Source organism: Deinococcus radiodurans R1 = ATCC 13939 = DSM 20539, from assembly GCF_000008565.1.
Classification (GTDB): Bacteria; Deinococcota; Deinococci; order Deinococcales; family Deinococcaceae; genus Deinococcus; species Deinococcus radiodurans.
Genome location: NC_001263.1, coordinates 1,102,960 through 1,123,365, shown reverse-complemented (window position 1 = coordinate 1,123,365; position 20,406 = coordinate 1,102,960). Strand labels below are relative to the sequence as shown.

General features: G+C 67.9%; 21 protein-coding genes. 11 read left to right on the top strand and 10 right to left on the bottom strand.

Translation table 11 applies throughout. The annotated features are described in order from the left end of the window. Positions 1 to 66: 66 nt before the first annotated feature. A complete protein-coding gene (locus tag DR_RS05755; RefSeq protein WP_010887759.1) occupies positions 67 to 1,092 on the top strand; it encodes a hypothetical protein in 1,026 nt (341 codons plus the stop codon). Between the two features lie 230 nt (positions 1,093 to 1,322). Here DR_RS05755 and DR_RS05750 read toward each other — a convergent pair whose 3' ends face one another. From DR_RS05750 to DR_RS05735, 4 genes are all read right to left on the bottom strand, one after another. Then, the gene (locus tag DR_RS05750) at positions 1,323 to 2,510 is read right to left on the bottom strand and encodes a DUF4384 domain-containing protein (protein WP_027479624.1); all 1,188 of its coding nucleotides are present in this window, start codon (positions 2,508 to 2,510) and stop codon (positions 1,323 to 1,325) included. A 165-nt stretch (positions 2,511 to 2,675) separates the two neighbouring features. After that, on the bottom strand, positions 2,676 to 3,173 hold the full coding sequence (locus DR_RS05745) for an Hsp20/alpha crystallin family protein (RefSeq protein WP_051618785.1): 498 nt from the start codon (positions 3,171 to 3,173) through the stop codon (positions 2,676 to 2,678). 98 nt (positions 3,174 to 3,271) lie between these two features. Continuing rightward, entirely contained in the window at positions 3,272 to 3,748 is a 477-nt protein-coding gene (locus DR_RS05740) for a DMT family transporter (protein ID WP_034349680.1), read from the bottom strand. Beyond that, positions 3,745 to 4,236 (bottom strand): DMT family transporter, encoded by a 492-nt coding sequence (locus tag DR_RS05735; protein ID WP_010887755.1) that lies wholly within the window; start codon positions 4,234 to 4,236, stop codon positions 3,745 to 3,747. The genes DR_RS05740 and DR_RS05735 overlap by 4 nt, the downstream gene beginning before the upstream one ends. Before the next feature lie 55 nt (positions 4,237 to 4,291). On the opposite strand from DR_RS05735, the gene DR_RS05730 reads away from it, so the two are divergent. The 6 genes from DR_RS05730 (at position 4,292) to DR_RS05705 (ending at position 8,798) form a co-directional block, all read left to right on the top strand. Then, on the top strand, positions 4,292 to 4,705 hold the full coding sequence (locus DR_RS05730) for a MerR family transcriptional regulator (protein ID WP_010887754.1): 414 nt from the start codon (positions 4,292 to 4,294) through the stop codon (positions 4,703 to 4,705). A 247-nt stretch (positions 4,706 to 4,952) separates the two neighbouring features. Continuing rightward, positions 4,953 to 5,504 (top strand): bifunctional pyr operon transcriptional regulator/uracil phosphoribosyltransferase PyrR, encoded by a 552-nt coding sequence (gene pyrR / locus DR_RS05725; protein WP_010887753.1) that lies wholly within the window; start codon positions 4,953 to 4,955, stop codon positions 5,502 to 5,504. Beyond that, positions 5,501 to 6,445 (top strand): aspartate carbamoyltransferase catalytic subunit, encoded by a 945-nt coding sequence (locus tag DR_RS05720; RefSeq protein ID WP_010887752.1) that lies wholly within the window; start codon positions 5,501 to 5,503, stop codon positions 6,443 to 6,445. Before pyrR ends, DR_RS05720 begins: the two co-directional genes overlap by 4 nt. Beyond that, a complete protein-coding gene (locus DR_RS05715) occupies positions 6,446 to 6,910 on the top strand; it encodes a DUF3995 domain-containing protein (protein WP_010887751.1) in 465 nt (154 codons plus the stop codon). Between the two features lie 76 nt (positions 6,911 to 6,986). Continuing rightward, the gene (locus DR_RS05710; RefSeq protein ID WP_010887750.1) at positions 6,987 to 7,529 is read left to right on the top strand and encodes a hypothetical protein; all 543 of its coding nucleotides are present in this window, start codon (positions 6,987 to 6,989) and stop codon (positions 7,527 to 7,529) included. Positions 7,530 to 7,547: 18 nt separating this feature from the next. After that, positions 7,548 to 8,798 carry a dihydroorotase gene (locus DR_RS05705; RefSeq protein WP_010887749.1) on the top strand — a complete coding sequence of 417 codons (1,251 nt, stop codon included), beginning with the start codon at positions 7,548 to 7,550 and terminating at the stop codon, positions 8,796 to 8,798. A 122-nt stretch (positions 8,799 to 8,920) separates the two neighbouring features. Here the strand turns inward: DR_RS05705 and radA are convergent, their stop codons facing one another. The 5 genes from radA to DR_RS05675 form a co-directional block, all read right to left on the bottom strand. Next, the gene (gene radA / locus DR_RS05700; protein ID WP_027479626.1) at positions 8,921 to 10,264 is read right to left on the bottom strand and encodes a DNA repair protein RadA; all 1,344 of its coding nucleotides are present in this window, start codon (positions 10,262 to 10,264) and stop codon (positions 8,921 to 8,923) included. Positions 10,265 to 10,522: 258 nt separating this feature from the next. Then, positions 10,523 to 10,810: a DUF2087 domain-containing protein gene (locus DR_RS05690; RefSeq protein WP_010887747.1), complete on the bottom strand. Its 288-nt coding sequence runs from the start codon at positions 10,808 to 10,810 to the stop codon at positions 10,523 to 10,525. Positions 10,811 to 11,037: 227 nt separating this feature from the next. Further along, complete coding sequence (locus DR_RS05685) at positions 11,038 to 13,311, bottom strand: ABC-F family ATP-binding cassette domain-containing protein (RefSeq protein ID WP_010887746.1); 2,274 nt, start codon at positions 13,309 to 13,311, stop codon at positions 11,038 to 11,040. A gap of 46 nt (positions 13,312 to 13,357) precedes the next feature. Continuing rightward, complete coding sequence (locus DR_RS05680) at positions 13,358 to 14,335, bottom strand: cation diffusion facilitator family transporter (protein ID WP_010887745.1); 978 nt, start codon at positions 14,333 to 14,335, stop codon at positions 13,358 to 13,360. Between the two features lie 54 nt (positions 14,336 to 14,389). Beyond that, a complete protein-coding gene (locus DR_RS05675) occupies positions 14,390 to 15,166 on the bottom strand; it encodes a class I SAM-dependent methyltransferase (RefSeq protein WP_010887744.1) in 777 nt (258 codons plus the stop codon). Between the two features lie 33 nt (positions 15,167 to 15,199). On the opposite strand from DR_RS05675, the gene DR_RS05670 reads away from it, so the two are divergent. Both DR_RS05670 and DR_RS05665 read left to right on the top strand, forming a co-directional pair. After that, entirely contained in the window at positions 15,200 to 16,102 is a 903-nt protein-coding gene (locus DR_RS05670; RefSeq protein ID WP_010887743.1) for a rhodanese-related sulfurtransferase, read from the top strand. Then, positions 16,099 to 16,692 (top strand): DUF305 domain-containing protein, encoded by a 594-nt coding sequence (locus DR_RS05665; protein WP_010887742.1) that lies wholly within the window; start codon positions 16,099 to 16,101, stop codon positions 16,690 to 16,692. The genes DR_RS05670 and DR_RS05665 overlap by 4 nt, the downstream gene beginning before the upstream one ends. Positions 16,693 to 17,076: 384 nt before the next feature. Here DR_RS05665 and DR_RS05660 read toward each other — a convergent pair whose 3' ends face one another. Next, on the bottom strand, positions 17,077 to 18,117 hold the full coding sequence (locus DR_RS05660) for a hypothetical protein (RefSeq protein ID WP_010887741.1): 1,041 nt from the start codon (positions 18,115 to 18,117) through the stop codon (positions 17,077 to 17,079). A 53-nt stretch (positions 18,118 to 18,170) separates the two neighbouring features. Here DR_RS05660 and DR_RS05655 point away from each other — a divergent pair, with 53 nt between their 5' ends. Continuing rightward, on the top strand, positions 18,171 to 18,869 hold the full coding sequence (locus tag DR_RS05655) for a histidine phosphatase family protein (RefSeq protein ID WP_010887740.1): 699 nt from the start codon (positions 18,171 to 18,173) through the stop codon (positions 18,867 to 18,869). A gap of 197 nt (positions 18,870 to 19,066) precedes the next feature. Further along, positions 19,067 to 20,386, top strand: coding sequence for a 3-phosphoshikimate 1-carboxyvinyltransferase (aroA, locus tag DR_RS05650; RefSeq protein ID WP_027479628.1), 1,320 nt, complete (start codon positions 19,067 to 19,069; stop codon positions 20,384 to 20,386). The last annotated feature ends 20 nt before the right edge of the window (positions 20,387 to 20,406 follow it).

Here is a 20,406-nt window from a genome sequence, read left to right as displayed (position 1 = left end):
TGAGGAGCGCCCCGACATTGGGGTGTTCCTCATCTCTTTCATTCTTCAACCCGGCCCCGAGTCTTTATGCTGAGGAAGGAGGCAAGAAGTCGCGTGCCGGAATCCAAAGAGAGCAGTCCCACAGCAAGCAGTGCAGGTCAAAGCAAGACCCGTTCCCCCCGTCGTCCCCGAGAAGCCCTCTCCAAAGAAAAACCCTCGCCCGAGCGCCTGAGCGAGCGCCTCGTCGCCGACCGCAAGGTTCGGGCAGTAGCGCAGGCCGGCAGCTACGGCAGCGAACTCGCCTGGTCGGGCAGCATTCCTACTTTCATCACCTTCGAGCGCGGTCTGCTCTCGGCGCACAGCGAGACCCGTTCGGGCGTGACGGTGCACCGCTACACTTACGAGCAGCTCGAAAGCTGGCGCGACTGGGAAATGGCGCGGCCTGAAGCGCCCGTGGCTCTGCTGGCGACGGCGCGGGTGGCGTATGACCCCACCGGCTTTTTCGGGCGGATTCAACGCACGCTGTGGAACCTCAGCGAAGCGCAACTCGCCGAATACCGCAGCGAACTCCTGTTCGGGGCCGCCGAGCGTCACCGCATAGCCATAGAGACCTACACCGGCGCCGGTCACGGCCCCCGCGAGCAACTGCTGGCGCTGGCCGAGGCGCGGGACATCGCCGTGAAGCTGCTTTACCCGGCGCTGCTGACCCACATCGAGCGCTGGCCGGAGTACGAGATTCGGCTGCCCCACGCCTGGCGAGCGAGCGCCGGGCTACGGTTTCCCAAGGCGATTTATCACCTCGACCAGCTCTACGGCTTCGGCGGCGAGGCGGAGGCCAAGCGGATGCTGGTCGCCACGCGCGGCCTAGGCCTCGTCGAACAGGAGAAACGCGCCCGCGCCGCCGTGCAGGCTGGCTACTACGACGGCGCCGTGCGTTTCCTGCGCGACGAGACGGCCCGCGTGGCGCGCACCGATCTGGAACGCTGGGCGCACCTCAGCAGTGCCCGGCGCGACAAACTCGGCATCCTGCTCGGCGTGACGCGCTCGCCGCTCGGTCCCGGCGCCCTCGATCTGGTCCGTGAACTGCTCGACGAGGTGCGGGAAGGCCGCTGAGCAGTCACATTCAAGCCATGCAAAAAGCCCCCGGCACACGCGGCGCGGGGGCTTCTTGCTGGCTGGATTTCCCTGAAGGTGGCTTGAAGAGAGGCGCGGCAGGCAGGCAGCCGTTCCTGCATGGCCGAACCGGCGGACATTGACACCCACGCGAAGTGGGAGACAGGTGCGGGCGCGGGGCCGGTGGTGCGTGCCAGTCGCGCCCGACGGAAGGGGTCAGAGGTTACAGATTACTTGCGGTACACCTTCGCCACGCCGTTCACGGTGCGGATGCTGCCGCCCTCGAAGTCGGCGGTCCAGGCACCGTTGACCTGATACTGGTCACGCAGCGGGAAGCCGAGGAAGGAGCCGCTGCCGCCGAGGCCCTGGTAGGTCTTAAGGACCGCGCCCTGGAGCCAGAAGGTGCCGTACTTTTCGGTGGAGTAGAGCGCGCCGTTCTGGAAAAAGCCGTACAGGCCGCTGGTACCGTAGGTGTTGCGGGGAATGACTTTTTCGTCGCCGGCGGCCCAACCGAGGCGGCTGGGGGGCCGCGTCACGCCGTTTTCAGCGCGGGCCAAGTCGAGATACCGCTTGAAGATGGCGCCGTGGACCGCGTAAGCCCGGCTGCTGCCGTTGGCGTGAAGGAGTACTGCGTCGCCGTAAGCGCCCACGCCCTCGAAGCGCTGCCACCAGCCGTCGGCCCAGCGGGTCGCGTAGATGGTGGGGTCGCCGAGGCTGGCTTGCCCCTTGAGGCGGTCGTAGGCGTCGGCCATCGCCTGGTCGATGCTGCCGTCCTGCCGCTCACCGGGGGCAATGCTGGCGTTGGGGGCGGGCTTGATCGGATCACTCGCTTGCGTTCCATTGACCCGGAAGAAGGCCACGTCGGTCACCCAGCTGTTCGCGGGCAGCGGGTTGACGATGATGCTCAGGGCCTTGGCGAGGTTCTGCTGGCCCTTGATGCCCACCTGCGCGAAGCCCTGGTCGCCCGCGAACTTGGCGATGTCGTCGAGCGAGAGCGCCTTGGCACTCGCCAGCGCGAGCAGCTTGTCCTGTCCCGCCGGGCCGCCGATGTTCAGGGCGTACTTGGCGCCCTGCCGGGGAAAGACGCGCGCGGTGCCCGCCTTGACGAAGTTGCTGTCCTCGTAGCCGTTGGGGAAAAACAGGTCGATGGCGCCGTCGGCGTTCACGTTGAACAGGTAGACGTAAGCGTCCTGGTTGACCTTGACGCCCACGCTGATGGGGTCGCCGATGCGGTAGGTCGGGTTGGCGTTGCCGGTCGCGTCCTTGTCGGTCCACACGTCCACCTTCAGTTCGGTGGGCGCCGGGTTGACGATGATGCTCTGCGCCGTGATTTTGGAGGGGCTGGCGTGCGCGGCGGAGAGGGTCAGGCCGAGGCCCAGGGCGAGCGAAGCGGTCAGGGCTTTGTTCGTCTTGTTCATGCCGCGCACTGTAGGGGCGCAAACTGACCTTTCACTGAACGCAGGTGCTGAAAGCGTTCATCTGACGCGCCGCGCTCATCACCGGCAAACGGCAAAAAGCGGGAGGGGAACAGCAGTTTCGCGTCTACTGCTCCCCTCCCGAAAAGGTAAAGATGGGTTTACGGGTTATTCCGTGGCGGCGGTGTCGGCGCTTGGCTGCACGGTAGGTTCAGGCTGCTCGGCTTCCACCGTCTTCGGCTGAGCGAGCTGTCCGCCGCTGCGGACGCTGATGGAACGCTTCTGGGCGGCTTCGCTGCGAGGCACGCGCAGGTTCAGGGTGCCATGGTCGAAATCGGCCTCGACTTTGGTCAGGTCGTACTTGGCGGGCACACTGAAAGTGCGGGTAAAGGTGCCGTAGGCGCGCTCGACACGGTGCGCGGTGCGGCCTTCGCCCCGGCTGTAGCGGCGCTCGGCCTGCACGGTCAGGGTCTGGTTTTCAGCTTCGATCTGGATGTCTTCGGGCTTGACGCCGGGAATGTCCAAGGTCAGTTCGAGGCCCTGCTCGTCCTCATGTACGTCCACGGGCGGGGCAAACCGGGTGGTCTGGGCGCCGCCGGACGCGAAGGCGCGGTCCATACGCTGGGTCAGTTCTTCGATTTCACGGAAAGGATCAAATCGCATCATGTGCTGTTCCTCCTGGGAGTGAAGTTCGGGGGTTGAGCCACCTGCGCTCAAGTAGTCCTATATTAAAACTTGAGTGCATCCATGTCAAGTTTTATGACCTAATCTTCCTGCTTAGGAGGTGCTGGATTCTCCGCCGCTTGACGGTCCTGGGCCAGCAGCACCACCGCGCCGAGGAGCAGGGCCGCGCTGAGCCAGGCTGGGGCGCCGGGCGCCTGCGCCGTCTGTCCGAACCAGCCGCGCGACCCGAGCAGCAAGGCCCCGAGCATCTGCCCGAGGGTAACGGCCACGGTGCTGACGCCCACGCCGTAGCGGGCGGCGCCAGTGACGTTCAGGGTGACGTAGGCAGCGCCGAGCACGCCGCCGAGGAGGGTCCACAGCGGTGGCCAGTGGTCCGGGCGGTGGCCGTCCACCCCCAGCAACCACAACACCCCCAGCACCGTGGTTCCCACCAGAAAGTTGACCAGGCTGGCCGCCAGCGGCACCCGCAGGCCACGCAGAAGGCGCAGGTTGAACGCTCCCCCCGCCGACAGGCCCAGCCCCGCCCCCAGGGTGCCGAGCAGCACCAGCCACTTCACCGCGTTCCCCACAGCCGCAGCGCCAGTCCGGCGAGCGCGAGGAGGGCCGCCGCTGTCCGCCGCCGGTTGAGCGGGCGCCGGGTCAGGCCCAGCCAGCCGAAGTGGTCGAGCAGCAGGGCCGTGAGAAGCTGCGCCGCGATAACCAGAGTGGTCGCCAGCCCCGCCCCGAGTTCGCGCGTCAGCACCACGCTCCCCACCACGTAGGCGCTGCCCACCACACCGCCGAGCCACGCCCAGGCCGGAGCGCGGCGCCCGGCGGCCCAGTCCGGGGTGGCCCGTCCCAGGCCCAGCAGCAAAAGCAGCAGCAAAGAGCCCACGCCGTACGACACCGTGCCCGCCAGCACCACCGAGCCGACTTGCCGGGCCAGCGCCGTGTTGACCGCGAATTGCCCCGGCAGCAAAGCCCCGGCTGCGATGAGGAGCAGCAGCGGCCCAGCCAGCCGCACGTGTGAAAAGGGAGAAGCCGGTCCGGGAGACGAAGAAGTCATGCCCTATCTTGAAACCCTCACACTGATGTGAAGGTCAAGGGGAGGGGGACCCGGCATGAAGATAGGAGAATTTGCGGCCCGCAGTGGGGTTCCGGCGCGTCTGCTGAGATACTACGAGGAACAGGGTCTCCTGCGGCCGGAGCGGCGCGACAACGGCTACCGGGAGTACAGCGCCGACATGCTGGCGAGCGCGGCGCAGATTCGCGGGCTGCTGGAGGCGGGGCTGCCCATCAGCATCATTCGCGACATTCTGCCGTGTCTGGGCGGAGAGGAAATCTATCTGGAGCGCCTGACCCCGCGCACCCGGCAACGGCTGGAACACGAGCGCAGCCGCATCGACGCCCGGATTCGCTGCCTGAAACGCAACCGCGAGGCGCTCGACGCTTACCTGAAAGCCGTCCCGCTGACCTGGGGCGAGGACGGTACTCCCGCGCCTGACGGGGGCACGGAGAGGCTCCAGCGCAAGTGAGCAGGGGCGGGGCGCGGCCTGCTATGCTCCTGGGCGGCCTGGGCACCGTGCCCCCGCCTTTCTCTCCGTCGTTCCGTGAGACGACCCCCGCCCGCTGTGGCGAGCCCTGTGAGGCAGGAGAAGGAGCCTGTATGCAAGACATTCATTGCCGCCCCCAGGACGCGCTGAGCGGCCGCCCCCAGGACGCGCTGAGCGGCCGCCCCCAGGACGCGCTGAGCGGCGTTTTTTTTGTGGCCTGGGATCAGGCATGACCGCCCCCAAGGCCACCATTCTGAGCAGTGACGAGATTCGCCGCGCCCTGACGCGCATCGCCCACGAGATCATCGAGCGCAATAAAGGCGCCGAGAACCTCGCCATCATCGGGGTGCACACGCGCGGGATTCCGCTTGCCGAGCGCCTGGCGAGCAAACTCAGCGAACTCGAAGGCGTCGAGGTGCCGCGCGGCATGCTCGACATCACGCTCTACCGCGACGACCTCTCCGAAGTCGCACGGCAGCCGATCATCCGCGAAACGCAGGTGCCGTTCGACCTCGCGGACCGCCGGGTGATTCTGGTGGACGACGTGCTCTACACCGGACGCACCGTGCGCGCCGCGCTCGACGCCCTGATCGACCTGGGGCGTCCGGAAGGGATTCAACTCGCTGTGCTGGTGGACCGGGGGCACCGCGAGCTGCCGATTCGGGCCGACTACGTGGGCAAAAACCTGCCCACCGCCAAGCACGAGGTCGTGAAGGTGAAGTTGCAGGAAACCGACGGCACCGACATCGTGGAGTTGTTCGACCCGGAGGACCTGCAATGACTGCCGCCTCCTCTGCCGGCCCCCGCCCCCGGCACCTGCTGGACTTTCAGGACTGGACGCCTGAGCGCTTAGAGGCCGTGCTCGACAACGCCGATACCATGCTGCAAGTGCTCGACCGCCCGGTGAAAAAGGTGCCCGCGCTGCAAGGATTGACCGTCTGCACCGCCTTTTTCGAGAACAGCACCCGCACCCGCACGTCCTTTGAACTCGCCGCCCGCCGCATGAGCGCCGACGTGGTGAGTTTCGCCGCCGGGAACAGCAGCGTGAGCAAGGGCGAGAGCCTGCGCGACACCATCGAAGTGCTGACCGCCTACAAGGTGGACGCCTACGTGGTGCGCCACCACGCCGCCGGCGCCGCGCATCTGGTCGCCAAGTACAGCGGCAAACCCGTCATCAACGCGGGGGACGGGCGGCGGGCGCACCCCACGCAGGCGCTGCTCGACGCCTACACCATCCGGCAGGAATACGGCTCGCTGGAAGGCAAAAAGGTCGCCATCATCGGGGATATTCGGCACAGCCGGGTCGCCCGCTCGAACGCCGAGCTGCTGCCCAAGCTGGGCGCCGAGGTCGTGTTGTGCGGCCCCGCCACCCTGCTGCCCCCCGACCTCGCCGGGCAACCGGGCGTGCGGCTGACCACCGACCCGCGTGAAGCGGTGCGCGGCGCCCACGCGGTGATGGCGCTGCGGCTGCAACAGGAGCGCATGAATGGCGGTTACCTCGCCAGTTTGCAGGAGTACGCCGATACCTATCAGGTCAACGAGACGCTGATGCGGGAGGCCGAGAGCGGCGCCATCGTGCTGCACCCCGGCCCGATGAACCGTGACCTGGAAATCAGCACCGAGGCCGCCGACGGCCCGCGCAGCCGCATTATCCGGCAGGTCGAAAATGGGCAAGCAGTCCGCATGAGCGTGCTGTATCACCTGCTGGTGGGGCGGGCCTAAGTGAACACTGGGGCCTTCCGGGCAGTGCAGATAGCCTGCGCGCTGGGCCTCGTTCACGCCGCGTTTAGCTTGTACTGGGCGCTGGGCGGGCGCTGGCTGCTGGATACCGTGGGGCAAGGAGCGGTAGACCTGGCCCGGCAGCAGCCCCAGACAGCGTTTTGGCTCCTGCTGGCGGTGGCCCTGTTTAAAGGAGCGGCGGCGATCATTCCCCTGCTGAACGCGCAGGGGCGCATGCCCTGGCCGGGGCTCTGGCGCGGCATGAGCTGGGTGGGCAGTGTGTTCCTCATCCTCTACGGTGGCGTATTTGCCATCACCGCCGGGCTGGTTCTGACCGGCGTGGTCCACCCGGCTGGTGACATTGACCGGATGGGCATGGTGGGTCACGCTTTGCTGTGGGATCCGCTGTTTTTGCTGTGGGGCGTCTTTTTGCTGGCGCACCTGTGGCTGACCCGGAGGCACGCTTGAGACGGCGGCTAACATCAAGTCAGGCGCTTCGGCTCCATCATCAATAGTTGCGGCGAATTTTTATAAGGAGGCAGAGATGCGGAGATGGAGTGCTTTAGTCCTGTTGTTCATTTGTTTTGCCTCGGCAGGCGGTGCAGGCCAACCCCTCAGTGAAGGGCAGCTCCTTGACCGTTATCACCAGCAAATCGTCGCTTATGCCAGGGCAAATAAAGCGAGTCTTCCGGCCTTGACCGACTGCCTGAAACCCAGCGGCAAGCTCCCCCAAAAGCCAGCAGGTTTGAAACTGTTGGCTTGCGGAATAGCAAAAGAGGGCGGCCATCTGTTTGTTGATCTGGAAGCGCCTTCATTAGGCTTTTTTACGACGCCTGAGCCTTTTTTACTCGGTGACACACCGAAGCAGCGGGTCGTCACAGAATTAACTGTCCATCTGGAGCAGTTCAAGATGCGGCGGATGCTGGGACAGCCCCAGATTCAGATCTGCAATGCGCTCGGCGCAGGAAATAAATCCTGCCGCGTTGAATACACGCAGCATGACATCAAACAACTGTTTTTTGAGTCTAAAGAAGGCGTCCGCCTGATGTATGACGGTCAAACCATCAAAGATTGGCCCAGGCCGTAAGTAAGGAGGAACACAACCATGACCATCACCATCACCAACATCAAGCGCGTCGGCTCGGAGCAGACCGAGTCGCTGACCATCGAAAACGGCCTCATCAAGGGCTGGAACCTGCCCGCCGAGGGAGAAATATTTGACGGCCAGGGCGGCACGCTGGCCCCCGCGCTGATCGAGCTGCACGCCCACCTGCGCGAGCCGGGGCAGACCGAGAAAGAAGACCTGGCGAGCGGCCTCGCGGCGGCGTCGGCGGGCGGCTACGGCACGGTGGTCTGTATGCCCAACACCCGCCCGGTCATCGACGACCCGGCGCTGGTCCGCAGCCTGATTGAAAAGGCGCGGGGCCTGGGCTTTGCGCGGCTCAGGCCCGCCGCCGCCGTGACCAAGGGCGAAAAGGGCGAGCAACTGACCGAGATGAGTTACCTTAAAGAAGCGGGCGCCGTAATGTTCACCGACGACGGCCTGACCAACGAAAACGCCCGCGTGTTGCGGCTGGGCATGGAATACGCGAAGTCGCTCGGCATGGTGATTTCGGTGCACGCCGAGGACGACGCCCTGCGCGCCGGCGGCGTGATGAACGAGGGGCCGGTGTCCGAATCCCTCGGTCTGCCCGGCAACCCGGCGGCGGCAGCGGCGGCGCGGGTGGCCCGCGACATGGAAATCGTGGCGCTGACCGGGGCGCGGCTGCACGTGCAGCACCTCTCGACCGCCCGCGAACTCGACATCGTGCGCGACGCCAAGCGGCGGGGCCTGCCGGTGACCTGCGAGGTCTGCCCGCACCACCTTGACCTGACCGACGAGAGCCTGCGAACGTTTGACGCCATGTACAAGGTCGCGCCGCCGCTGCGCACGCGGGCCGACGCCGACTATCTGCTGGAAGGCCTGCTTGACGGCTCGGTGGACTGCATCGCCACCGACCACGCCCCGCACACCCGCGCCGAAAAGGAACGCGACCTGCTCGACGCGCCGAGCGGCATCGCCTACATCGAAATCGCCTTTCCGATTATGTGGACGCGCTTTGGCGAGCGGTTGGGCCTCGAAAAACTCATCGACCTGATGACTGCCGGCCCCGCCCGCGTGATGGGCTGGCCGGAGCCGTCGCTGGAAGCAGGTGCCCCCGCCGACATGGTGGTGCTCGACCTGGAGACCGAGCGCGAGGTGAACCCCGCCGAGTTCAAGAGCAAGGCGAAATTCACGCCCTGGCAAGGGCAAAAGCTGCGCGGCTTTCCGCTGCTGACGGTGGTGGACGGGAAGGTGGCGTACCGGCGGGAGTAAAAGCCCCCCTCACCCCTTTGCTCCGCAAAGGCCCTCTCTGCTTCGCAGCTCTGCGAGTCCCATAAGGGTAGAGGGTCAAAAGAAACCCCCGACACCTCGCCGGGGGCTTTTCATTGTCCAGTTCAGCGCCAAACGGCTTTCACGGCTTCTTCTACACTCTTCACGCCCGCTTGTCCGTCAAGGCCCGGCGGGACGACGAGGCGCTTGTACCCGGCGCGGCCCGCTTCCTCGGCGCGGCGCAGGGCCATCTGGGTGGAGCGGACTTCACCCGCGAGGCCGACTTCGCCGAAGACCGCCACGTTCTGCGGCAGGGCGCGGCCCACCACCGCCGAGTAGACGGCGAGCGCCACTGCGAGGTCGAGGCCGGGGTCGGGCACCTTGAGGCCACCCGCAAGGTTGACGTACACGTCCAGCCCGCCGAGAGTCAGGTCCAGCCGCCGCTCCAGCACCGCCAGCACCACGTCCACGCGCCGGGGGTCGAGGCCGACGACCACGCGCCGGGCGTTGGGGTAAGGCGTCTTGGAGGCGAGGGCCTGCACTTCCAGCAGCATCGGGCGCTGGCCGTCCACCGTGGCGGCGACGACGCTGCCGGGCACATCTAGAGGCCGCTCGGCGAGGAAGGCCGCCGAGGGGTTGTCCACCGCAATCAGGCCTTCGCCACGCATCTCGAAGACGCCGAGTTCGCCCGCCTGCCCGAAGCGGTTTTTCACGCTGCGTAGGAGGCGGAACGCGCCCACCGTTTCCAGAAAGACGGTGGTGTCCACGATGTGTTCCATGACCTTCGGCCCCGCCACCGTGCCGTCTTTGGTGACGTGGCCGACGAGCACTGTCGCGGTGCCGGTTTCCTTCGCCGCCCGCGTGAGCATGGCGGTGCCGTCGCGGACCTGCGCCACGCCGCCGGGGGCGCCTTCGCCTTCCACCGTCACCGTCTGGATGGAGTCCACGATGCACAGCGCGGGTTTGTGTTCTTCGAGCAGCGCGGCAATGTGCTCGGCGCGGGTGTCGCGGGTCATTTGCAGGTCGGCGGCGACGCCCAGTCGGTCGGCGCGCAGGCGAATTTGTTCCAGCGATTCCTCGCCCGCAACGTAGAGCACAGTGCCGCCGCGCGAGGCCACTTTATCGGCCACTTGCAACAGCAGCGTGCTTTTGCCGATGCCGGGTTCGCCGCCGATGAGGGTCACGCCGCCCGCCACCAGCCCGCCGCCAAGCACGCGGTCGAGTTCGGGAATGCCCGACGGCGTGCGGGGTTCCTCGCGCCGTCCGACGGTGGAAAGAGGCGTGAGCTTGCCGCCCTTGACGCCACCGTAGCCGCCGAGGCCCCCGCGCCCGCTCTTACCGGAGGTGGAGGCGGTGGGCACTTCTTCCTCGAACGAGTTCCAGGCCTGGCAGTTGGGGCAGCGCCCGAGCGGTTTGGCCGACTGGTAGCCGCAGGAATTGCAGATGTAATTGGTCTTGACTTTGGGCACGAAATCTCCAGGGTTGCTGCCGGGCAGGCTAAGGCAGGGGATAGAAAGCGGGGCGGGCAGAGAGCAAAAGAAGAGGCCAGCAAGGGGCCTCTCCCGGAGCGGTCGCCTGCCTTTAGAGCAGTTCTCCGAATTACACGTGCGTCGGAACAGCACCGCCACCCGCTCCATTCTCTGTTCTGCTCCGTGTTTTGTACTCGCTCTCTGCGAGCTGTCCCAGTCCGCTCGCCAAAAAGCTGAGCCATCTTTTTGTCAAATGCTTTAGCTGCTGCGGCCCGCCGCCGGGCGCCCGTCGGCCCGCCAGAACACGTCGCCGTCGCCAGTGAGGTAATCGCCCTCCAACAACTCGCGCAGCAGCAGCGCGGGGTCTTCGAGGGTCGTGTGGTCGCTGAGGAGTTGAATGACCTGCTCACGGCTGTAGCCGGCGCCGGACTCGAACAGGTTCTTGAGGTGGTCGAGGATGGCGAGCTGGTGGGCGCGGCGGCGGTCGCTGGGCCAGCCGGTCACGCGGCCATGTTCGTCCTGAAAGTCGGCGATGCTTTTGGTCATGGGGAGAGGATAGCGGAGGGGGGGTGGCGGGGGCGGGGTGGGGGCACGATTGGGGGCGGTGGGGGTTGAGACTTGGGCTTAAGCGTTTGGCCCCATCCCCCAGCCCCTTACCCCAGAGGGGCAAGGGGAGTTGACGTTGGCACTGGGCAAATGGCGGTGATGTCGCTTGGCGGGCGTTGCTTCATAAGTGCACAGGCGGTCTGGATGCTTGGGTTTTCCAAGTCGTGTCAGGCCCGTGCGCCTTCAGCGCCCGACGGCCTTGGCGTTCTGCGTTTCACTATTTTTTGGGAAGGCAGTGTAGAGAAAAGCTGGAGCGCAGGCATTTTTTGACCCTCTACCAAGGGGAGAGGGCCTGCCGCAGGCAGGGGTGAGGGGTCTTCTCCCCTGCGCCACCGTGCCAACTCTCCCCCACTCTCAGTCCCGCACCAGCCCCACCCGTTCAAACCACTCTCGCCGCTTGAGAATCGGCCCACCCTCCCCGAGCTGGGCTTTGCCGACGTTCCAATGTTCAAAGAGGATGCGGAGCGTCCGCCGAGCAGCGCCGCGCCGTACCAGTCAGGAGCAGGGGCTGAGAAGCGCAGGGTTTCACCGTCCCAGGCGAGGTGAGGGCAGCCTTCGTCGCGGGCAGCCCAGAACATGCCGCCGCCTGTGCCGCCTTCCCAGTCGCCGAGCCGCTGGGCGCGGACAGTGAGGGGCGGTTCGCGGACCTGCGCGTCCCACTGCGGGGCGCTGAAAGCTTCGGCGTAGAGCGCGTAGAGCGCGTGCCCGAGCTGCTGGGCCTGCGAGCGCAGGCGGGCTTCCTCGCGGCCTGTGAGCGAGCCAGGGGGGCCGTCCAGAGCGCGGCGCACGTCGGCGAGCTGGGTTTCCAGGCGCACGAGGCGCTGCCGGGGCGTGGGGGGAGGCGGCGGTGGGGGCGGGTCGCCCGCGAGCTGGCGCGCCGGGTCGTGGTACTCACGGCTGCCCCAGCCGGTGACTTCGCGCAGTGCGGTGTCTTCGATGACCCACAGGCGGTTCGCGACCTCGCGGGCAAAGCGGCGGTCGTGGGTGACGATGACGACGGCGCCGGCGTAGGCGTGGACGGCGGCTTCGAGCGCCGTGAGCGCCTCCACGTCGAGGTGGTTGGTCGGCTCGTCGAGCAGCAGCAGGTCCGCACGTAGGCCACTGACCAGCGCCAGCCCCGCCCGCGCCCGTTCGCCGCCGGAGAGCTGCTCGGGGGTCTTGGGCCAGTCGGCCTGCGTGAACCCAGCGCGGCCCAGCAGGGCGTTCGTCTGCCGACCGAAGCGGCGCTCGAACTGCGCATGCAGCCCCTCGCCCGGCGTCAGGCCGTGCCAGGTCTGGTCGAGGCTCGCCACCATGACGCCGCTTGCCACCCGCAGGACCGGGGCGGGAACCGTCTCGTCGGGAAAAGTTGCGCCCGCGAGCAGACGCATCAGCGTGGTTTTGCCGGTGCCGTTCGCGCCCATCAGCGCCACCCGGTCGCCCTGGCGCAGTTTGAAGGCGGCGCCTTGCAAAATGACGCGCTCGCCGTAGCTTTTGCTGAGATGTTCGCCCCAGGCCACCACCCGCGCCCGCGCCGTGCCCGCCAGCAGGCGCATCCGAATCTGGCGTTCGGGCAGCGGCGCCTCGGTGAGCTGCACGCGCCCAGCCCGCGTCTTGAGGGCGCGCGAGCGTTTGCCGCGTTGGTCGAGCCAGTCCACGCTGCCCTGCAAGCGCTCCGCTTCCTGCCCGCTCAGCCGCGCGGCGCGGGTCCGGGTGCGGCGTTCCAGGTCCCGCTGCGCCCGCGCCCGGCTGTAGCCCCCGGCGTAGTCCTGCGCCTCGCCGCCGTCGAGCCACAGCGAGCGGGTCGCCACCGCGTCCAGAAAATCGCGGTCATGGCTGGTGAGCAGCACCCCACCGCGAAAGGCGAGCAGCCAGCCCTCGAGCCACTCGCGCATCCGAATGTCGAGGTGGTTCGTCGGCTCGTCGAGCACCAGCAGGTCGGGTTCGCGGGCGAGGGCGAGGGCGAGCGCCAGCCGGGTCCGCTCGCCGCCAGAGAGGGTGGCCGCCTCGCGGGTCAGGAAGCGGGTCAGGTCGAGCGTCCCCAGAATGCGCCGCGCCCGCGACGGCCAGGCGTAGGCTTCGGCGGCGTCCAGGCGGGCGTGCAGCTCGGTCCAGGCGGCGAGGCGGGCCGGGTCGCCCAGGTCGGCTTCCAGTGAGAGCAGCTCGGCTTCCAGCTCGCGGTAGGGGTGCGCGGCGTCCACCAGGTCGCGGACCGTCCGGCCCGGCGGCCAGGCGTGGTGCTGAGCCAGAACCGCCACGCGCAGGCCGTCGGCCCGCCACACTTCGCCCTCGTCGGCCTTTTGCTCGCCGGTGAGCACCCGCAGCAGCGTCGTTTTTCCGGCTCCGTTGCGGCCCAGCAGCGCCACGCGCTCGCCGCTCTGGACACTCAGCGACACGTCCGCCAGCACGGTCCGCTCGCCGTAGACGACGGTGACTTTCTCGGCGCTCAGCAGGGTGGACATCGGGAAGGAGGGTAGCAGCTCAGCGGGGCCGCCTTCCTCACGGCGCTCAGGGGTGCAGCGCTGCGTCCGTCGCGTGCAGGCCCGGCGGCTCCACCTGCACGGTGACGTGTTCGATGCCGGCGCCGTGCGCGACCTCGTGGACAGCGGGCAGCAGTTCGGCGGGCGCACGGTCGCTGACGAGGTGGGCGGTGAGGTTGACGACTCCGCCGGTCACGCTCCAGACGTGCAGGTCGTGAACGTCTTGCACACCGGGCAGCGCCCGCAGTTCAGCGCGCAGAGCGTCCAAATCCAGGCCCTCGGGCACCCCTTCGAGCAGCACGTTCACACTCGTCTTGAGCAGCGACCAGGTGCGCGGCAGCACCCACAGCCCGATGCCCGCGCCGAGCAGCGGGTCCACCCAGCTCCATCCGGTCAGGCGAATGAGCAGGGCGCCCGCGATGACCGCGACAGAGCCGAGCAGGTCGCCCAGCACCTCCAAGTAAGCGGCGCGCAGGTTGAGGCCCTCGCCGCCCGCGAGCAGCCGGGCGCTCAGCAGGTTGACGACCAGCCCGGCGACCGCCACCACCAGCATGGACGTGGTCTGCACCTCCACCGGCTGCCGGAAGCGTTGCACGGCTTCCCAGAGGATGTAGAGCCCGATGGCGAACAGCGCCCCGGCATTGAGCGCGGCGGCAAGAACCTCGGTGCGGCGGTAGCCGAAGGTGCGCTGACGATCGGCGGGCCGGCGCCCCATGCGAATGGCAAAAAGCGCCAGAGCGAGCGCCGCCACGTCGGTCAGCATGTGCCCCGCGTCGGACAGCAGCGCGAGGCTGCGGCTGCTCAGGGCGTAGGCGACTTCGAGGACCAGGAACGCCCCCGTCAGCACCAGCGCCCCGGTCAGTTGCCGCTCACCCGCGCCAGCGGCGTGATTATGGGCGGCGTGGTCATGTCCGTGTGCGTGGCCGTGAGCATGACCGTGCTCCTGGGTGTCCGCCCGGTCATGGTGGTGCGGGTCATGCTCATGCGGGTGGTTGTGACCGGTCATGCGGCCCAGTGTAAGGGCGGCGCGTAGGTGGCCCGGCTTGAGCGCAGTGGCTTCTCAGCCCTCTCGCCGCAGCACCGTCAGCAGCGCCCCGTACACCACGTTGCGCGTCCCGCCCCCGGCGTAGAAAGGCGCGAGCTGCTCGTTCAGCCACTCCGCGATTTCGTCCTGGCTGGCTGTCCCATTTTCCGTCGCCGCCAACGTGTTGGAATGCGTTAGCAGGTAGGCGACGAGTTGCGGCTGCGTGAGCGCGAGGGGATGTTTCCAGGTTTCCTCGTGGAAAGTGAACCCGGCGGCCTGCGCCTCGGTCTCGCCGAACGGGTCGCGGTGGCGCGCCGGGGTAGGGTAGCGGGCAAGGTAGGTTTTGGCGAAGGTACCGAAGTTAGGCTCCCCTTCCATCTCGCCCAGAAAAAAGTCGTCGTAGAGCGCGAGCACGCCGCCCGGTTTCAGGGTGCGCCGCGCCTCGGCGAGAAAAGCGGCGTGGTCGAACCAGTGAAACGCCTGCGCCACCGTCATCACGTCGAGCACGCCGTCCGCCAGCGGCAGCGCCTCAGCGGGTGCCTGCGCGTAGGTCACGCGGGGATGCGGCGCGGCCTCGGCGAGCATGGCGGCGGAGGCGTCGAAGGCCCGCACTTCACCCACCAGCTCAGCGAGCGCGGCGCTCGACAGTCCGGTGCCGCACGCCACGTCCGCTCCCAGTTCGCGGCCCGTCAGGTGCGGCGCGAGTCGGGAAAGCACCAGCAGGTGAAAGGCGGGGCGTCCGGCAGCGTAACGCCCGGCAGCGTCGGCGGAGGCGAAGGGGTTCTGCACCGTGGGCTTCGGGGCGGTGGACACTTGCCCAGGGTACGCCCCCGTATCATCCTCCCCGTGCCCGAGCCTCACCCCGCGCCCCAGCCGTACACTGTCGCCGCCCTCTACCAGTTCCGCGCCCTGCCCGACCCCGCCGCGCTGCGGGCCGAGCTGCTGGCCCTCGGTGAACGGCTGGAACTGTGCGGCACCCTGATTGTCGCGGACGAGGGCATCAACGGCACGGTGGCGGGGAGCGCGGCGGCGATTGCCGAGCTGCACGCCTTCTTGCTCGCCTCCGGTTTTGACCGACTGGAATACAAGGAGTCGCAGGCGAGCGAAAAGCCCTTCAAGCGTTACAAAGTGCGGCTGAAAAAGGAAATCGTGACGCTGGGCGTCCCCGTCGCGCCGCGTGAGCAGGTCGGCACCTATCTGGACCCGCAGGCATGGAACGACTTGCTCGCCGACCCCGAGGTCATCGTCGTGGACACCCGCAACCGCTACGAGGTCAAGGCGGGCACCTTTCAGGGCGCGGTGGACCCCGAGATTGACTCCTTCCGCGAGTTTCCGGCGTGGGTGGACGAGCACCTCGCGGGCGCTGAGGGCAAGAAAATTGCCATGTTCTGTACCGGCGGCATCCGCTGCGAGAAAAGCACCAGCCTGCTGCTGCAAAAGGGATTTCAGGACGTGTATCACCTCAAAGGCGGCATCCTGAAATATCTGGAAGACGTGCCGCAGGCGCAGAGCCGCTGGGACGGCGAATGCTTTGTATTTGACGGGCGGGTCACGGTGGGACACGGACTGCAAGAAGGCGACGCGGTGATGTGCCACTCGTGCGGCTGGCCGCTGACGGCGCAGGAGCGGGCGCACCCACAATTTGAAGAAGGCGTGAGCTGCGAGCACTGCTTCGACGAGACGACCGACGTGCAGAAAGCCGCCTTCCGCGAACGGCAGCGGATGTATGAGGCCGGGCACCTGACATGAGGCGGGGTTGGCTGTGGGGAGCACTGCTGGTGCTGCTCGGCGTCCTGGCGGCGCTGCTGCTGCGGCCCCCGCTGCCGCCCGCCACGCCGCAGGAAGTGCAGTTCGTGCAGCACATGCTTCAGCACCACGCGCAGGCGCTCGACCTCGCTGCGCCCATGCTGGAGCGCAGCCAGCAGCGCACGGTGCGGTCCCTCGCGCTCGACATTCAACTCTCACAGCGCGAGCAGATGCGGCAGATGGAAGCGATGCTGGGGCGCTGGGGGCAACCGCCGGGTGAGCCGATCAGCCCCGAGCACGCCCGGATGATGGGGATGGCGTCGGAGGCGGAGGTGGCGGGACTGTCCACCCTGCCGGTTGAGCAGGCGGAGCGGCAGTTTCTAAGGCTGATGATTCGGCATCACCAGGGAGCGGTGGCTATGACGCTGCCTATGCTGGACGCCGCCGCGCGGCCTGAGGTGGAGCGGCTGGCGCGGCAGATTGTGGTGACGCAGCGGGGGGAGATTCGGACGATGGAGGGGGTGTTGGGGCGGCTGGATGGCGAGGTTCCGGCGGCGCCGATGAGGCCTGTTGAGCATGGGCATGGTCATTGAGGCTTGGGCTTTAGCGTTTTGCCCCATCCCCCAGCCCCTTACCCCAGACTCGAAGAGCTGCGAAGCAGAGGGGCAAGGGGAGTTGGCGTTGGCACTGGGCAAATGGCGGTGATTTCGCGCGCTGGGCGGCTTTTCTCAAGTGCGCGGGCTGGTCTGGACGCTCGTGATTTCTGCGGACGCGAGGCCCGTGCGCTGACGCGCCCGACGGCCCTGGCGTTCTGCGTTTCACAGTTTTCCGTGGAGCAGTGAAAAAGGCTAAAGCCTAAGCATCGTTTGTTGACCCTCTCCCCTTGCGGGACTCGAAGAGCTGCGAAGCAGAGAGGGCTGCCGAAGGCAGGGGTGAGGGGGCGCCCAGACCAACTCTCCTTTCTCTCCACGCTCCCCCTACTCCTCCACCGGCATCGGCGGCGGCACCAGCAGCACGCTCAGCCCCAGCCCGCCCAGACCGGACATCACCGCCACGCCCAGCCACAGTTCCAGGCTGAGGTTGCTCAGGCCGAGGCGAACGGCGCCGCCGAGGTAAGGCACCCACACGCACAGTGGCAGCAGGAAAGCGAACGCCCGCCACGCCCACACCCGGGCCGGGGAGGGCCGCAGCAGGGCGCAGAGCACGTCGGCGAGCAGGCCGCTCAGGAGGGCGAGCAGCACCACCCGCCACTCGCCGGGCGCGAGCATCACACTCATGCCGAGGTTGACGGCGGCGTAGGTCAGCGCCACCGCGCCGAACGGCAGGTCAAAGCGGCGCAGCAGCAGCAACACGGGGGCCGCCAGCAGCAGCGCGGTCAGCAGCACGGCGCTGAGTTCGCCGCGGGTCTGCACCCAGCCGAGGTCCTGCGGCACGGTCAGCAGGCCCCACATGTACATGTGCATGAAGGCGATGGCCGCCAGCACCAACGCCGCCGACAGCACGGCCACCCAGCGCACGGCGGGGGGAGCGCGGCGCGGCACCGGCGACCGCCAGACGGCGCCCAGCGGCGAGGCGACGATCAGCACGCCGCCCATGAACAGCATCAGGTGCGTGGGCGAGAGCAGGGCTTCAATGCCGACTTCGATTCCGAACACCGTGTGCCAGATCAGGTCCCCGACGCCGCCCAGCCCAAAGACCGGCACCCCCAGCGCGGCGAGGTGGTAGCCCTCGGGAAAGGCACGCAGGCCGCGCAAGCCCCGTTGCCAGCCCTGCGCGGCGAGAAAGAAGCACCACCCCGCCACCGCCAGGAAGCCGCTGTAAAACAGCGCGTGCCAGGGCGTAAAAAAGGTTTCGAGCGTCTCCCCAAAGCGGTTGTGCGCCCAGCCGTCCACGAACATGCCGACCAGCAGCCACGTTCCCAGCAGCAGGGTCACGAGGTTTTGCCGCGTGCTGGCGCGGTAGGGCTCGCGGGTCAGGGGGGCCGACGCGACCGGAATTGCCGGAGGAACGGTGGTCATAACGCAGTGTAAACGCGGCCCGCGCAGGCCAAAGGTGGGCCGAACCCGGCACAATGCGGCGCGTGACTGCTCAGCCTCCCGCCTCCGTCCCTCCCACTTCTCCCCAAGCGCCCGCCCGCCTGATTCTGGTGCGCCACGGTCAGACCGCCCACAACCGGGAACGCCGCATGCAGGGGCAGGTGGACACCCCGCTGGACGAAACCGGGCAGCGCCAGGCCCGCTTGCTGGCCGCCCACTTACGCAGGCTCGGCGTGCAGGCGCCGCGCATTCACGCCAGCGACCTCAGCCGCGCCCACGCCACCGCCGAGGCGCTGCACCGCGAACTCGGCGGCACGCTGGCAACCTTTCCCGAGTTGCGCGAAATCTCGCTGGGCGACTGGGAAGGCCACCTCTACGACGAGATTGCCGCGCGACATCCCGAACTGCATGGGCAATTCTGGAGCGGCGACCCCGAGTGCTGTCCTCCGGGCGGAGAAACCCCGCAGGCGGTGGGCGAGCGGGTCTACGCGCACGCGCTGGCGCACTGGCCGCAGGCCGGCGAGACGCTGATGCTGGTGTCGCACGGCATCGCCATCAGTGCGTTGCTCACGCGGCTGCTGGGGCTGGATTACCAGACCGAGTTCCAGTCCCGGCGGTACCTGCACCTCAACACGGCTTACTCGGTGCTGACGGTGGACCCGGCGAGCCGGGAGGTGCTGAGCGCCGAGGTCGCGCAGGCGGGGCACCTGACGGCTGAGGAAACTGGACGTTAGAGCATTTGACAGAAAAAGACCCCCTCACCCCTTGCTTCGCAAGGCCCTCTCCCACCAGGGTAGAGGGTCAAAGACAGATCATTTGACAAATGCTTTAGTGGACGGGTCCTGGGCTGTCGGGAGCGGGCTTGACTCCTTCCACCGACATCACAGACAGCCCCGCTGCGCTCCCGGGCGGCGCCCTCTACCCTGTCCGCATGTCCGACGCCCTGCCCGCCACCTTCGATGTCATCGTTCACCCGGCGCGGGAGCTGCGCGGCGAGTTGCGGGCGCAGCCGAGCAAGAACTACACGACGCGCTATCTGCTCGCCGCCGCACTCGCCGAGGGCGAAACCCGCGTGGTGGGCGTGGCGACGAGCGAGGATGCCGAGGCGATGCTGCGATGTCTGCGCGACTGGGGTGCGGGCGTGGAACTCGTCGGCGACGACGCCGTGATTCGCGGCTTCGGGGCGCGGCCCCAGGCGGGCGTCACCCTCAACCCCGGCAACGCGGGGGCGGTGGCCCGCTTCCTGATGGGCGTGGCGGCGCTGACGAGCGGCACAACTTTCGTCACCGATTACCCCGACTCGCTCGGCAAGCGGCCCCAGGGGGATTTGCTCGAAGCCCTGGAGCGGCTGGGGGCGTGGGTGAGCAGCAACGACGGACGCCTCCCTATCTCTGTCTCCGGCCCGGTGCGCGGCGGCACCGTCGAAGTCAGCGCCGAGCGCAGCAGCCAGTACGCCTCCGCGCTGATGTTCCTGGGGCCACTGCTGCCGGATGGCCTGGAACTGCGGCTGACCGGCGACATCAAGAGCCACGCCCCGCTGCGGCAAACGCTCGACACGCTGTCCGACTTCGGCGTGCGGGCCACGGCGAGCGACGACCTGCGGCGCATTTCCATTCCCGGCGGGCAAAAGTATCGGCCCGGACGGGTGCTGGTGCCCGGCGACTACCCCGGCTCGGCGGCGATTCTGACGGCGGCGGCCCTTTTGCCCGGCGAGGTGCGGCTCTCCAACCTGCGCGAACACGACCTGCAAGGCGAAAAGGAGGCGGTGAACGTGCTGCGCGAGATGGGCGCCGACATCGTGCGGGAGGGCGACACCCTGACGGTGCGCGGGGGCCGCCCGCTGCACGCGGTGACGCGCGACGGCGACAGCTTCACCGATGCGGTGCAGGCCCTCACCGCCGCTGCCGCCTTCGCGGAGGGCGACACGACCTGGGAAAATGTCGCCACCCTGCGCCTCAAGGAGTGCGACCGCATCAGCGACACCCGCGCCGAGCTGGAGCGGCTGGGCCTGCGCGCCCGCGAAACGGCGGACAGCCTCAGCGTGACGGGTAGCGCCCACCTTGCCGGGGGCATCACCGCCGACGGGCACGGCGACCACCGCATGATCATGCTGCTGACCCTGCTGGGGCTGCGGGCCGACGCGCCGCTTCGAATTACCGGGGCGCACCACATCCGCAAGAGCTATCCGCAGTTTTTCGCCCATCTGGAAGCGCTGGGGGCGCGGTTCGAGTACGCAGAAGCGACAGCGTAACGGCAACCTTTCTGCCTTAA